Below are 15356 nucleotides of genomic sequence, written 5' to 3' on the forward strand. Positions count from 1 at the left end.
CGGCAAAGTTAGTGCAGCCGGCAGTAAAAAGCCTTAATGAGACAAAGCCAGGTGTTCTTCCGGCTTCGGCAAAGTTAACTCAAATATTGATAGAGAACCATATGACAGGAGTAAAAAATGAGTTGATTTATAACGAAGCAAACGGATTTATTGTGAAAAACGGAGGCGTTTATTATGCATATGATAAGTCTAATAAGATTTTTTGGACTTCTCATGATGGAAAGAAAAAGGAGGGAATGAATTTCAATGAACAGTCTCATGTAATGACAAAGATTCATATAGATGGCACCAAGACAGAGACTCATCAATTTACTAACAATGAAAAACTCAACGGCCTTGTCAGAAAAGTTATCGGAGTAAATCGTAAAGGAGAAAAAACGCTGAGGTACCAGGCATTTTATAATGATCAAGGACAGCTCATAAGAGAGTATAAGAAAGATGCCCCAGACACAATATACATTTATGAAAAAGACACTGTAACGGTGAAACAGAATGAAAAAATCATATCGCAGTATAAGGTTTTGCCAAATGGTGAGAAAATAATTCTGAGAACGGATAATGGAATTAGCGAAATCAATAACAAGGATGGAACGACTTCAAAAATAAAATATATTAAGGGAAATAAAACTACCGAATCTATTTATGACAAGTCCGGCCGCTTGCAGACTGTAATATATCAGAACGGAACAAGAGAAATATTTAATTACGACAAAAATGGAAAAATGACTGGAATAATAGTGGTTGATATTTCTTTGTAAAATGAAAATAAGAAAAATCACGGTATTTCTTTTCCTTTTAGTAATTTCTGAAGGCGCAGATGCGGAGGACATGTACAAATTTTCAAACATTCCCCCGAGTGGTCGGGAAGTTGCTGTGCTTATCCTAGCTCCAGGAATGAATGCAAATGGAAGTCTTTTTTTGAAAGAAGTTGAATGGACGACGTTCGCCTGGGAAAATAACCTTGGCATTATTGCTTTAAACTACTCATCTTCCGAGATTGATTTATATAGAAATAGGCGCGGGTACTATTATCCTGAACAGGGATCAGGAAAAGCCCTTCTTGATGAAATCAAAAATATATACAAAAAAGATCTTCCCATTCTTTTGTATGGTTTTTCTGGAGGTGCGCAGTTTATCAGTAGGTTTGTAAACTGGGTTCCGGAAAGAATTATTGCATGGTGTGCCTATTCGGCACAGTTTTGGGACTATCCTCATACTGGCATGAAAATAACAGATGCACGTGGGATTGTAGCTTGCGGAGATTTAGATGCATTCAGGTGGAAGCCGAGTTTTGACTTTTATTATCAGGGTAGGAAGAACAGAATGAATTGGATATGGGTGAACATTTCCAATACTGGACATAACAGGAATAACGAATTTGAGCAATTCGTGCGCGATTTTTTTGATGAAGAATTAAAAATTTATTTAGGAGAAAAAAAACCAGGAAGAGATGTTTACGCGAATATATTTTCTACCTCAGGTCAGACTTCGAAAAATTTTTATTTTACTGAGTTGTCATGTCCGTTCAGAACTTGGAAATTGCTCAATCTCTGGAAAAAAATACAAGCACCATGAAGGCTATATCTATCATTTTTTGTCTAGCAATGTTTTTATTTTGCAGTAGTTCGAATCTGGAAGCAGCTTCCCCTCCTTCTGGTAGTAAGGAAACCCCGGCGGTAAATGACAATACCGATAAAAATTCACAGTCTGGAAAAGCCACTCCCCTCAAAAAGAAGAAAAAGAGTGAGGTGATCTTTACTGTAAAAATGGAGAAGGGGGATCCGAATGGGATTATTTTTGTCGTACGAATGCCATCCGGATGGACTCCTGAAAAAGATAAAGAAGCTAAAGAAAAGGGGGTAAAAAGTGTCAGAGGCGTTTTTATTATTTGTACCTGGGATAAATCCTTGGAAGCATTGGTCGGGAATGTTTCTATTCATAAAAGTAAATTTAGGAATTTAATTAATTTTGCTGATGCTAATGGGCTCGCTGTCATGACGTGGTCAAATTTTGGCGGTTATAAAGCCAAGAAAAGCTCAGATGAAATGGGAAGAAAAGAGGCGAAGACATCTGATGATGTTTTTACAGAAAGGCTCGCCAAATGGGAGTATGGAATAAAAAGAATCGTGAAGAGGTTCAATTTGCCGGAAGATTCCTATATGGGGTACGGGTTAAGCGGAGGCGCCCAAATTCTTCATAGAATGGCCTTGCGAAAACCGCAGTATTTTTCCGGTATTCATGTGCATGTTAATTCGAGCTATGATATTCCTACTCCCAAAGGAAAGGATGTTGTCTGGCTGGTAAGCACTGGAGAGTTTGAATTGGGATGCCCCGCTGCTGCACGCTTTTATCAAAGAATGGTCAAGCTGGGTTATTGCGTAATCTTCAAGGTGGGTGAACATATCGGACATAGCTCCAGCCGTGAGATAGATGCGTTGTCGCTGGAATTTTTCAAATATCTTCTTTCATTCATCCCTAATCCAGATAGGCCGGAATGGACCTCTCCCGCACCGGATAAATACTATCTCATTAAAAATCCACCATATGTTGGGGATTATTTAAATCAAGTATCTTATTCCGTAAAGAATGCATCGGGGAAAATTGCTGGTGAACAATACATGGTGCCGTTGCCTACAGAAAAAATAGCAAGAGCATGGGGATCCATTATCAAGTAAATCAAGGAATAACAGAACTGTGGATATATTTTTTAACCAAGCCCCATTCGAACGTTTGGACTGGTTTGAATATGGAATTTCCAGCATCAATCGCACAGGTGCATTTATAGCTTGCCTCATCATTGCATGTTGGATTGTTTCTGCAGTAAAGCAGCAATGGTCGTTCTGGGTTTCTCTTGTTTTGAGTTCTTTTTTTCTATATTTTCTGGTGCAGACTCAATCGAGAGGTGCTCTCATTGCATTGGCTATTGCCTTCCCTGTGTTTCTTTTTTTCTCAGGAATCAAGCTGGACAGGATAAGAATTATCGCCCTTGTTTGTGTATGCATCCTTTTTGCGTTGTACTCTTTGCAAATTGGCTTTGCTGACAGAATATCTAGCATGGTGGCCATGGAATCCTCTTCTGCAAATTGCCGTGCAGATATTTATCTGTCGGGTCTTAAAATGCTTACAGATGCTCCTCATGGATTTGAGAATATTGATTCTCCCGCAGTAATTTATTACCACTGGTACCAATCACCGGAGTTATCTGGAAGATACGTTTCTATGATCAATTCTCACTTGGAGTTCATGTGTATGCATGGTATTCTTCTTAAGCTCAGCTATATTTTTTTCTGGATACTTATATTTTTTTTGACATTTCCAAAAAAAGGATGTATCGTTTCTTCCGTCGCATTTTGCGTATGGGGTTGCTTTTTCATCAGCGCTTCCTTCAGTAATGTGGCAAATTATTGGCCGTTGTGGATTGCTCCGATTTTATTTCTGCTTTCCTCATTAGTAGAAAATAGAAACAAGCTGAAAAACATCAAATTCTGGGGTTCTGTTTTTATATCTACACTACTGGTTGTCTTACTTCTATTTGTGTGTTCAATTACCCTTCCTCGTGATGGGAAGCTTTATTTCAATGGCGAAAGTGTTTATATAGGGAATCCATCTAATTATCCGATATTGGTGTTAAGACCCAGCAGTAAAATATTAGGAAACAAGCTAGGCATGCATCTAATTGCGTATGCAAAGGAAAATAATAAGCATGTCATACTATCTGAGCATTTTAAAAACATGCAGTACGGTACTGTTGTCATATGCAACGATTATGATGAGGATGAGATGGAGAAAATTCATGCGAATAGAATCATTTTTTTCAATTCGGATTTTTCCCTCGGACTGCAAAAAGAATCGTTGTCGGGAAAAGATGTTTTAGTGGTGCTAGGAGAATTCTGTCATTGGAAAAACAGGGAAGGCTGGAGAAACATGGCGAAAGCCAATCCTCATATTAAATTGGAGATTATGGAATGTACCGCCGATTATATACCTGATTGGACATGTTATTTAAAAGAATGAGCATGTCTTAAAATATGTTCCATGAATACTATATGATTCATAAACAATATGTATTTTTATTATTTTTTTCTTGATTGTAATTTAATTTTTTTATTAGAAACATGAACTATCTAATTTGGATCACAGTTGTTGTTTTTGGCGGTTACGGCATTCCACTAATTCCGGCTGATATCACCAGAATTTTAATTATCCCTTTGGTTTTTATCGCCATGCTTCATTTCAATGCGAATGCTGAGAGAAAGCTTTGGAAGAATATCACATGTTTTGCCGTTTTCGCCGTGATTACGGCTATATTCCATCATTCTGCCACGGTGTTTCTTTTAGGATGTGCAGGGATTGCTTTGTTTTACTTTCGAGGAGCCTATGTATATTTTATTCTTCCTTGCCTAATACTTATCGAAAGAACAGCCCATTCTATTATTTCAGGTTCTTATTACCTGTTTTTTGGAGGAATTTCTGAATGTATCAACAAATTTTTTACAGAAGTTTGCTCGATTCCAATTGAAACTTCATTTTCTTTCTGGGGTATTCATTTTCTCGCTTTGCTCTTTTTCATACAGGTCTTCACGCGGGCAAGGCGGGGATGGATAATACTCTTGGCAACTACTATTGTTCAAATACTTTTAGTTGCCATTTTTCATTCATATCTTTTTTCCTCGCATAATCACGCTAGTTTTTTCACCATCAAAAATGCAGCAATACTTCAGGTTATTCCTGAATTGCTTTTTTTGGGAGCGGCCACTCTGTTATTTAGCTGGTCTTCTAAAGTAGTTCATTTATCGGGAAACCGTATCATTTTTTCTTCAATATTGTGCCTGCTATGTGGCCTTACGTTAATTCTTTCTTATAATTACAGCCTAGCTACTGGAAAAATAAAGAAGGCTACATTTTATGCAAATGGACTCATGGATTTCAATGTTCCAAATGACAACATGCTGGGGACCGGAAAAACCGGTATGTTCGGTCTTTTTAAGTTGGGATTAGAAAAAAGCGGCATACAGGTTGATGTTCAAGATTACTTTCCGAAAACTCGAGAAGATTCCGATCTGCTTGTCATCATTAACCCAACATCGTTGCCAGAGGGTGGAAGTGAAGCATTGCAGTCGTATTTGAAAAGCGGAGGGAATGTCTTGGTGCTTGGCGATCATACAGACATATCCGGCTCGATGGCCGTATTGAATGAACTTCTATTACCCCTTGGGCTTGAATTTTATTTTGATTCCGGATTTCCTTTGTCCAGATCATGGAAATCCACTTATGAGAATTTTGACCATTATCGTGCACTGAACGGGGACAAGCTCAATATTGTTTCAAGGTTAAGCACGGGAGCAACATTGGGTGTACATTCACCATTATGGGAAATAGTTGTTTCTGGACGTTATTTCTTTGGTGATAATGGAAACCGTCTTAATACCGAAAACGCTTTTTTGGGAGATTATTCTTATCAGAGAGGAGAACGAGTTGGTGATTTGCCATTGGTTGTACAAAGAGCGTATGGTCATGGTAAAGTGATAGTATTTGGAGACACGTCAACGTTTCAAAATGTCGCAATATCAGACGGATGGCCTTTCATTTCAGAAATTATGACAAAATTTGAGGACTCAAAAGAGTTCATGTCCATGTTCTATCTGACGAGTGCGATGCTCCTGCTCAATTTATGCATTTGCTGGGAATTACACTGTCCTGTCGTGGTTATGGTGGTACTTGCGATCCTCAATGTGTTCAATTATTATCAGGCAGGGAATTTGAGTTCTGCCCCACCTGCTTTTCCTGATATTCCCAAAGTTGCGATTCTTAAAGGAATGCAAAACCGCTTTACGGAAGACTACTGGGAACCAAATTCCGTTATGGGAGTATGTATTTCGACGTACAGGGCTGGGCTATGGCCGTTTAAATCAAAATCAATGGAAGATGCTCTTTCCATTCTGGATGTAAAGGCGTTCATCTTCATTGAACCGATAAGACCGTTTTCCAAAAGCGAGATCAAGAAAATTCTGGAAATAGGGATATCTCATCCCGGTGCGGTAGTCATCTTTTCTATTGGTCCCAATTCTTACGCAGCAAACAGAAAATTCTATGATACAATAGGTGTAAGGGTCAAGGACATGGTTTTGGGAACAGTTCCTATACATGATAAAAAGAAAATGCGTGATTTCATTATCCAGGCATATAAGGAGATACAATTTTCCCGAGCCTTTCCTTTGGAATTGAAAAATGAACGCGAATGGGAGGTTTTGTATCGGTATTTGGACTATCCCCTGATTATTCAACGTAATATCAATAATGCCTGCTTTGTGATCATCAGTGATCCAGAGTTCCTGTGGGACCGCACACTTGAATCCGAAATGGAAGGCTGGCCTGCCAATATAAAATTTTATAAAAATATATTAAAGGAAAAACCATGATTTATTCATTATTGTATTATATTATTTTTGCAGTTCTGGGCATCGTGTTTGATTTGTCCATAGGGACATATGGTACTATTTCTGAAAATCTGTTGCTTCCATCTGTAGTTGTTTTACTGGCTGCTCTGTGGATGCATGAAGCTCTTATGGTGAAGAAGTTAGGTAAGACCTTTCTATCTTCGTTGGTTAAGTTGGCGGCAGTGGTCATGGCGATGTTTTTTGCGTATTTTATCTTGCCGGTTTGTGATCTGCCATATATTTATTTTAAGATTTGTGAGTTTACGGCAAGTCTATTTGCAGACAGCGCTTTATATTTCCATGATGTTGAAAGAGGTGTGAATCTTGTTTCCATCGATTGGCTTAAATCCATTAATGTTTTTGAAGTTTCCATTTATAAGACATTCCCAAATATTTTAATTTCATTATTTTTTGCCTTTCTTTTCAGAGTAGCGGAGATAGATGATCTTGCCCGGCGTATTTGGGTGGCTATGGGAGCATTATGTGCTTTTGTGTTGTATTCAACATTCATCATTGTTTGCAGTTGCCTTATTATCATAGCAACAGGAGAGCTTCTCGCTGGTATTGATCTTTTTGTGCAGATATTGCTGATTTTACCTTTGCTTATGATTATTGCAGCGGCAGACCATTCATTCATTGCAAGACAAAAGGCTTCTTCTGGTAATGTCTGGGAAACGAAAATTTCAGTTTGTGGTATAGTTCTCCTTGCTGTTTCGTTATTTTCATTGATGCTGGTATTTTTTTTCAAACCGTACGGAAGTAGGCCTGAAGACGTTCGTATTTTGATAGATGATGTTCATTCCGACTGGGAAAAATGCGAAACTGCGTTTAATGACCAATCATTTTCAAAACGAGAGTCCTATGCTGCAACTATGTTCTATAAATCTGTTCAAATGTTTGGAAAGGCAGATATATATAATGATGATTCAAAACCCATAGATGCCGCCATGCTCAAAAATTATGATATATTGGTGATTAAAACACCGACATATCAATATACCGGGGAAGAAGTCGATTCTATAGAACAATTTGTTAACAACGGAGGAGGGTTATTGATTATAGGTGATCATACGAATCTTTTCGGAATGTCGAGTTTTTTGAATAAAATTCTGGATAAGTTTTCAATGTCTTTCAATTATGATTCACAGTTCGATATGCTGACAGGAGGAATGACTATATACAAAAAGCCTATGTGGAATACCGACCCTTCGATGGCGTATGTAGATAAATTCAAATTTCTTACAGGATGTACACTCAGAGCTCCCTTTGGAACAGCGTCAATGATAGGACGAGGTATGTGTTCCGAACCTGTTGAATATTCCCATGTAAATTCTTTTGGAAATATTAAATGTGAGGTGAAGGAGGGGTGGGGGAATTATACTCAAATGGCATCTGCCTATTCCGGCAGAGGAAGGATTGTAGCATTCACCGATAGTACATATATGTCGAATTTCTGCTACATGTTTGATTGCAGGGATGACCTTACGTTTAGCGTTCTTGATTTTCTGGCAAGAAAATCAAGCTTTTTTTATCTTTTTATTTATCAAATCCTAGAAAAACTTACACTTGTTTTTCTTATTGCCATTCCGATTTCCATAGTACTTATTAGGCGTAAATATTTTTTTATAGCCTCCTGGATTGTTTTGGGCGGATATATTATGTTTGCTTTTTCGATTATATACCATCAAACCCTAGAAAACGATCCGACATACATAAAATCCCCTATACCTGTTATTAATCTGCGGGTAGATAAATCAATAGTAAGATTTGATGCCGGATTTGAAGGGGTAAATAGGCCCCATCCTGAATTTTACTATGACCAGTTTATAGGGAATTTGTGCAGAAAGGGTTTCTATATCAGATATTCCAATTGTGGATATAAACTCAATAATGCCATAGATATGTTTATGTTGCCGGAAAAACACTCGTTTTCGGAGCAAGACATTATTCCAGTTATGAAATCTGGAAAACATGTCTTGTGTCTTTTTGACTTTCCTGAGAACTATTCGAGGTTCAATGAGAAAATTCTTTCTGAAAAAGGCTTTCGTCTTTTCTCAAGGAAGGAATTCAATAAAGAAGGCAATTTGACTGTCTGCTATTACGCATATGAGCATATTGAAACTAAAAAAATGCTTTTCATTATCTTTGACAGATCGGTATTCAGTAAAAAATACCATGGCATGATTTACCAAAATTTTAATGAGGAAAATCACCGCATTTCATTTGAGAATTTTAAAATTATTGATGAGATACATAAAAGTCTGGAGAGTAGGCGTTAGAGATTGGGTTGAAAGTGTACGTAACATGGAAATGCTGCTTTAGCCTCCTGTCTCTATTCGTCAGCCTTTTTTCCCCTGGGCAAAGATTCTAAGGCCTCCCTCAGACCGTCCACGGGGTATCTCAGGGAATTGGCCAGGTGGCTGGTCATCAGGTCGCGGGCGATCTCATCCGTCGGGAACAGTTCCCGGAAGGGAATACGGTCTTTTTCCGGAACATGCAACCTGTTTTCCAGAACAAAAATATTGCTCACAAGGCTGGGGGTCCGGTTGCGGGGATCCTTGAACAATTCCTTTCCCAATTCCAGCGCCTCCCGGGATTTGGAAGGAACGCGGGCGAGTGCGTAAAACTCCTTGCGGGCCGTCAGGGGGGGGGCTCCCAGCTCCCGGGCTTTGCGGTAGGCTTCCGCCGCCTTTTCAAAATCCGGCTGCCGGTAGGTATCACTGTACATGTTGCCCAGCAGGGACTGCAAATACCAGCTTCCGGGGTTGACGCTGATGCCTTTTTCCAGGAAGCGGCGGCCTTTCTGGATGTACTTCCGGAAGCCCTCGCGGCGTTCCATCGGGGAAAGGCGTTTGTTGTCCAGGTAACTGGAGGAGGCGTTGTTGCCCAGGTGCCACGAACCGTTGTCCCAGTAAAAATCGGAATGGGGGGCAAGAGAGGTGATCTGGTTGTAGCGGCGTTCCAGATTGGCCCAGTCGGAAATCAGGAAGCAGTCAAAGGCTTCCATGCTCAGCACGGCCGCCACCAGGGAGCGCAGCCCTCCCAGGGAAACCATGGCGAGCTGCTGTTCCAGATAGTCGGAAGAGGAAAGTTCCACCGGATCGTCCAGAAGCCGCGCGGCCTTCTCCTGCTCCAGGATATGGTTCTGCAAAGGCAGGCGAATCATGCCGAAGCCCAGCAGGGCGATGATGAAAATGACGGTATTTTTCAGCATGATTCGTAACCAGGTTGGGGTTAGTCCATCTTCAGGCGCTTGCGGATGTCCTTGTCCAGGAGTTCCCATTCCGGCACGGATGCTCCGGCCTGCCGGGCCTTGGAAAGAGGATCTCCCCAAATGGCCGTGTATTCGACGGGGCGTCCTTCGTTGTAGTCCACGGCGCTGGAGGGGATGAAGGATCCCATGCTTTCCGTGCGGGAGAGGTGGAATTCAACCAGATCGTCCGGGAGTGTGTAGCCGCGGGCCTTGGCGGCCTGGACTACTTCCTCCATGATGCGGCGCGCCCGTGCGACGTTTTCCGGGTCCCGGTAGAGTTCCGCGATGCTGATACCCCCCAGCGCCAGGCACAGTCCGTTGAAGGGGATGTTCCATACGAGCTTGTACCACTGGATTTGCTCCGCGGCATCAAAGGCGCGCGTCCTGATGCCGGCTTTGGCGAACAGGTCGGAGAGTTCCGCCGCCTGTTCAGAGCCTTCCGGGGAGGGGACGAAGGGGGCAAACTGGATGTTGCCGCCTTCCAGATGGTTGACGTGGCCCGGTTCCGCCCGCATGGCGCAGATGAAGCACAAGCCCACATAGATGCGGTCCGCCGGAATGATGTTGGCGATTTCTTCCGCGTTCCCCATGCCGTTCTGGAGGGTGACGACAACCGTATCCGGTCCCATCAACGGAGGAAGGGCCTTGGAAAAGCCGGAATTCGCCGTGCTTTTCCACGCGACGACGACCAGGTCCACCGGGCCGACTTCCGCCGCATCCCGGTATACCTTGATATGGGGCAGGGAGATATCTCCATGCAGGCTTTTCACTTCCAGACCGTGTTTTTTCAGGTAGTCGTATTCCGAACGTACGATGAAGGATACGTCCTGGCCCGATTCCTGAAGCCTGGCTCCGTAGTAGCAGCCGAGGGCTCCTGCTCCCAGAATGGCGATTTTCATGGTGTGCGGTGAGGGTTGTTTGTCTTCTCGCGGGGAGATTGTCAGAGTCCCTGGACGTTCCCCTTGTTGTCCAGATAGATGTGCATGGCGTTCGGTGAAACGGGCAGGGCCGGCATGCGCATGATTTCTCCGCAGAGGGCCACCAGGAAGCCGGCTCCGTTGGCAATTTCAAAGTCGCGCACGGTGACAGTAAATCCGGTGGGGCGCCCGCGAAGACGGCCGTTGTCGGAAAGGGAATTCTGGGTTTTTGCCATGCAGATGGGCAAGTCCGTCAGGCGACTGGCTTCAAACTGGGCCAGCTTCTTTTTGGCAGCAGGCGTCAGTTCCACGCCGTCCGCTCCGTAAATGCTGCGGGCGATGATGTTGAGCTTTTCCTCCACGGGCAGGGCGGATTCATAGAGGGGTTTGAAAGGAGCTGAGGGTTTGTCCGCGGCTTCCACCACCATTTGGGCCAGGTCTTTGCCTCCTTCTCCGCCCTGGGAGAAGATGTCCGCAATGGCGCAGGGAATGCCGCGTTCCGCGCAGTGCGCCACAATGGCGTCCAGTTCTTCCCGGGAGTCATCAAAGAATTTGTTGACGGCCACTACCACGGGCCGATTGTAGTGGGCGGCGGCGTCCAGATGGGCGTCCAGGTTGGCAAGGCCCTTTTTCAGCGCGGCCACGTCCGTGTTTTTCAGATCCACCAGGGCGGTGCCGCCGTGCATTTTCAGGGCGCGCGCCGTGGCCACGATGACGATGGCGGCGGGGTCCAGGCCGGATTGGCGGCATTTGATGTCCAGGAATTTTTCCGCACCCAGGTCAAACGCAAATCCGGCTTCCGTGACGGCATAGTCTCCAAAGTGCAGGGCCATCTTGGTAGCCAGCACGGAGTTGCAGCCGTGGGCGATGTTGGCAAACGGGCCGCCGTGTAGGAAGCAGGGCACCCCTTCCACAGTCTGGACCAGGTTAGGCATCAGGGCATCTTTCAGCAGGGCCATGACGGAGCCGGTGATGCCCAGTTCCCTGGCGAAGACAGGCTTGTCATCCGTCGTGAATCCGATCACGATGCGGTTGATGCGGTCTTCCATGTCCTTGTAGGAGGTGGCGAGGCACAGGCACGCCATGATTTCCGAAGCCGGAGTGATGTCAAAGCCCGTTTCACGCGGAAATCCCTGCTTGTTGAGTCCCACGATGATGGAGCGCAGGGAACGGTCATTCATGTCCATGACCCGCTTCCAGGTGACTTTGCGTTCGTCAATGTTCAGCGTGTGGAAGAACATGGCGTTGTCAATGATGGCGCTGATGAGGTTGTGGGCGGAGGTGATGGCATGGAAGTCCCCCGTGAAGTGCATGTTGATTTCATCCGGAGGCGTCAGGGAGCTTTTACCGCCACCCGTGGCGCCGCCCTTGCGGCCGAATACAGGACCCATGGAGGGCTGGCGAAGCGCCAGGCAGGCTTTTTTGCCAATGGCCTGCAAGCCCTGGGCCAAGCCGATGGAGACGGTCGTTTTCCCTTCTCCGGAAGGGGTAGGCGTGATGGCGGAAACCAGAATAAGTTTGCCGGGAGCAGCCGGTTTGCCGAGTACGTCCAGGGAGATTTTGGCCTTGTTGCGGCCGAAGGGGATCACGTCGTTTTCATCGACGCCCAGCTTGTTGACACAATCGGAGAATGCAGGAGTGACCATATATTCATGATGCCGGAAGCCTTCTCTTTTTGCAAGAAGGTTCACGGGCATTCATGTGGCGGAAACGGAGATGTTTTCAGCCATCATGGGAATGGAGGACGGAAAGACTGGTGTTCAAGGGAGGCACATGCCGAGGGGAGGGGAAGGGGAAAAATTGAACGGGCGGGCACTGTTGGTTTTAAGCGAAGGCCGGGAGGCCTTCGTTCCCAAGTGGAGGTGTTTTTGAAGCCGCGGGAATGTGTCCTTCCTCGGTGTTTTCTAAGAGAAGTGCTCCTGGGAATGAGGGCCTCCGGCCCTTATAAAAAATTCTTTTGAAGCCGGGGTTCTTTAAGAAAGAAGCTGCTTTAAATATTTACCGCTTCAGTATAGGGCGGTAGTGGCCGGTAATGGTAAAGCGGAACAGGCAGTCTTCTTCCCGCGTGCCTGAGCCGATGTTGTGAATGATCAGGGGAGTGCCTTCCTCCGTTTTTTTATCCGAAACAATGCCGATGTGGGGAACGCTGTCGGCCAGGTTCCACGTAACCAGGTCGCCGGGTTGGTAGTCCGCTGCCGTTTTGGTAATGGGAAGCGACCATCCCTGCCTGCTGAAGTAGGTGCGGAGGTTGGGAACCCTCCGGTGGTCAATGCTGCGGTCCGTGGTTTTCAGGCCCCATATGTTAGGGTATTTGGAGAAGTGGGCCTTCATGTCCTCATGCACGGCTTTCTGGAGGTCCAGGCCGAAGGCCCTCATGGCGCGGATAACCACGTCCGTGCATACCCCGGTTTCCTTGGGAATATCCCCGTTGGGGTAGGGGATGGACTGGTAGCCGGCATTGTAGGAGACCGTTACCCCTATCTGTTCGCGTGCCTTGGTAGCCAGTGCTGCATTGTCCGCCATCAGGCACGCGGAACAGGAAAGGAACAGGAGGGAGAGAAGCGCTGTCAATTTCATAGGGTAGCTGGGTTGAAAAAAGAGAGAACGATCAGACGAAGCTGGCAAAGCCAATGTCCGGGCGGCGCTGCATGCCGTCAAATTGGACCTTCTTGGTTTCGTTATGAGCGCGCTGGCGCGCTTCGGAGAGGGTTTCTCCCTGCGCTACGACGGCCAGCACGCGGCCGCCGTTGGTTTCATAACAGTTTTTGTCCGCGTTCCATCTGGTGCCGGCATGGTAAACGGAGGCATTCGCAACGTTGTCCAGTCCCTGGATGGTGTCGCCGGAGTGGGAAGTTTCCGGATATCCTTTGGAGGCCAGCACGCAGCAGACGCTCCAGCCGTTTTTGAAGGAGATTTCTTCCGGTGTGAATTCCCCCCTGGCTCCATGCAGACAGAAAGAGGCCAGATCCCCGGAGAGCAGGGGCATGACGGCCTGGCATTCCGGGTCACCGAAGCGGCAGTTGTATTCAATCACCTTGGGGCCGTTCGGGGTGAGCATGAGGCCGAAGTACAGGAAACCGCGGTAGGGCAGGCCGTCTTTTTTCAGGCCGGCCACCGTGGGAGCCACGATTTCCTTTTCAATGCGTTCCAGCATGTCCGGCTCCACCAGCTGGCGGGAGGCCACCGCGCCCATGCCGCCTGTGTTGGGTCCCGCGTCGCCTTCCTTGAGGCGTTTGTAGTCCCGTGCCGGGCAGAGGATGAGGTAGTGGTCGTCCACCAGGGCGCCGAAGATGGAGACTTCCGGCCCGGTCAGGAATTCTTCCACCAGCAGGCGCCCTTCACCAAAGCGCCTGTCCGTAAACACTTCTTTCAGGAAGGCTTCCGCTTCCTCCTGGCTCATGCAGACGGCCACGCCCTTTCCGGCGGCCAGTCCGTCGAATTTCAGCACGGTGGGATAAACGCCGTTGATGAATTTCCGGGCTTCCTCCAGCGTGGCGGCCACATGGGCCTGCCCGGTAGGTATGTGGTGGCGGAGCAGGAAGTCCTTGGCAAATTCCTTGCTGGCTTCCAGCTGGGCGCTTTCCTTCACCGGTCCCCAGCAGGGGATGCCTACGTGGGCGCAGGCATTCGCCAGGCCTTCATCCTTGACCAGGTAACTTTCCTCCCCGGCTACGCAGAGGTCCAATTTATTGGAGACCATCCAGTCGATCAGCGTGGGCAAATCGCTGGCTGGGATGGGGGAGGCCAGACGGTTGATGGCGTCGCTGCCGGGAAAACAGTACATTTCCGGTGCAGAGGGGGATTCCTTGAGAGCCTTGACCAGCGCGTGTTCACGCCCACCTTTTCCAATAACGGCGATTTTCATACGCGACAAGTATGCCGGGACGGACCGATTTTGCCAAGCTGAAATGAATGGGGAAGGCCGTCTCCGGCATCCGTTTTTTCCCGGAAGGAACGCGCAGGTATTCCGATGCTTTATCGTGGAGCTTCCTGATTGCGGAGCCGGTTTCCCATGGATGCCTTTCAACCGTCTGGGCGCCTCCATCCTTGAGGGAATTACGGCCATGAAAAGGCCGCCTGACACGGAGGAGAGGCGGCCTTGGAAAAAGAAGAGGACGTGTCCGGAGAGTTTAGAACGGGATTTCGTCGTCCATGTCTCCAAAGTCGTTGGACGGCTGGTTGGAGGGCATGGGGGGAGGATTGTAGTTCTGGGCCGGACGGGATTGTCCGGGGGCGCTGGCACGGGGAGCTCCCTGGGGCTGCTGGCGCGGGGCGCCGCCCATTTCACCTTCACCGCCGCGCGGGAAGAGCTGGATGTTTTCCCCGATCACGCGCAGCTTGGTGCGCTTCTGGCCGGAGGCCTTGTCTTCCCAGGAGTCCAGTTGCAGGCGCCCTTCCACAAAGACTCCGCGGCCCTTGCTGAGGTAGTTGCCTGCCACTTCCGCCTGGCGGTTCCAGAGGGTAACGTCCACGAAGGTGGTTTCTTCCTGGCGTTCGCTGTTGTCTCCCGCATAGTAGCGGTTGATGGCAAGGCGGATGTCCGTAACGGCCGTGCCCTTGGGGGTGTAGCGCAGTTCGGGATCGGCGGTCAGGTTGCCCATTAAGAAGACTTTGTTGAGATTGGCCATATGGATGGGTGTTAACGAGGGTGTATGGTAAAATAGGAGAAAGACGCCTTGCCGTTTGGGGCGTGTGGTCGGTCGATAGGGATTATGGCCCTATGCGGGGCCTTGTGCAATACTAAATTGT

12 protein-coding genes are annotated in these 15356 nt (G+C 46.8%); 6 read left to right on the forward strand and 6 right to left on the reverse strand.

All coding sequences use genetic code 11. From position 1 onward, the window contains the following. From LIO64_RS06690 to LIO64_RS06715, 6 genes are all read left to right on the forward strand, one after another. A partial coding sequence (locus LIO64_RS06690) for a hypothetical protein (protein WP_290548667.1) occupies nt 1–758 on the forward strand: 758 nt, incomplete at its 5' end. Nucleotide 759: 1 nt separating this feature from the next. Beyond that, nucleotides 760–1575: a hypothetical protein gene (locus tag LIO64_RS06695; protein ID WP_290548668.1), complete on the forward strand. Its 816-nt coding sequence runs from the start codon at nt 760–762 to the stop codon at nt 1573–1575. After that, nucleotides 1518–2675 (forward strand): hypothetical protein, encoded by a 1158-nt coding sequence (locus LIO64_RS06700; RefSeq protein WP_290548669.1) that lies wholly within the window; start codon nt 1518–1520, stop codon nt 2673–2675. The genes LIO64_RS06695 and LIO64_RS06700 overlap by 58 nt, the downstream gene beginning before the upstream one ends. Before the next feature lie 19 nt (nt 2676–2694). After that, nucleotides 2695–4014, forward strand: a complete 1320-nt coding sequence (locus LIO64_RS06705; RefSeq protein WP_290548670.1) for an O-antigen ligase family protein — start codon at nt 2695–2697, stop codon at nt 4012–4014. A 101-nt stretch (nt 4015–4115) separates the two neighbouring features. Beyond that, nucleotides 4116–6419: a hypothetical protein gene (locus LIO64_RS06710; RefSeq protein ID WP_290548671.1), complete on the forward strand. Its 2304-nt coding sequence runs from the start codon at nt 4116–4118 to the stop codon at nt 6417–6419. After that, nucleotides 6416–8716, forward strand: coding sequence for a hypothetical protein (locus tag LIO64_RS06715; RefSeq protein ID WP_290548672.1), 2301 nt, complete (start codon nt 6416–6418; stop codon nt 8714–8716). Before LIO64_RS06710 ends, LIO64_RS06715 begins: the two co-directional genes overlap by 4 nt. Nucleotides 8717–8769: 53 nt before the next feature. On the opposite strand, the gene LIO64_RS06720 is transcribed toward LIO64_RS06715, so the two are convergent. From LIO64_RS06720 to LIO64_RS06745, 6 genes are all read right to left on the reverse strand, one after another. Then, complete coding sequence (locus LIO64_RS06720; protein ID WP_290548673.1) at nt 8770–9651, reverse strand: hypothetical protein; 882 nt, start codon at nt 9649–9651, stop codon at nt 8770–8772. Nucleotides 9652–9671: 20 nt separating this feature from the next. Then, nucleotides 9672–10589: a 2-dehydropantoate 2-reductase gene (locus LIO64_RS06725; RefSeq protein WP_290548674.1), complete on the reverse strand. Its 918-nt coding sequence runs from the start codon at nt 10587–10589 to the stop codon at nt 9672–9674. Nucleotides 10590–10630: 41 nt separating this feature from the next. After that, complete coding sequence (locus LIO64_RS06730; protein ID WP_290548675.1) at nt 10631–12253, reverse strand: formate--tetrahydrofolate ligase; 1623 nt, start codon at nt 12251–12253, stop codon at nt 10631–10633. Between the two features lie 352 nt (nt 12254–12605). Next, nucleotides 12606–13184, reverse strand: a complete 579-nt coding sequence (locus LIO64_RS06735) for a DUF1287 domain-containing protein (RefSeq protein ID WP_290548676.1) — start codon at nt 13182–13184, stop codon at nt 12606–12608. A 31-nt stretch (nt 13185–13215) separates the two neighbouring features. After that, the gene (purD, locus tag LIO64_RS06740; RefSeq protein ID WP_290548677.1) at nt 13216–14472 is read right to left on the reverse strand and encodes a phosphoribosylamine--glycine ligase; all 1257 of its coding nucleotides are present in this window, start codon (nt 14470–14472) and stop codon (nt 13216–13218) included. Nucleotides 14473–14737: 265 nt separating this feature from the next. After that, entirely contained in the window at nt 14738–15235 is a 498-nt protein-coding gene (locus LIO64_RS06745) for a single-stranded DNA-binding protein (protein ID WP_290548678.1), read from the reverse strand. Between the last annotated feature and the right edge of the window lie 121 nt (nt 15236–15356).

Source organism: Akkermansia sp., from assembly GCF_020860705.1.
Taxonomy (GTDB): Bacteria; Verrucomicrobiota; Verrucomicrobiia; order Verrucomicrobiales; family Akkermansiaceae; genus Akkermansia.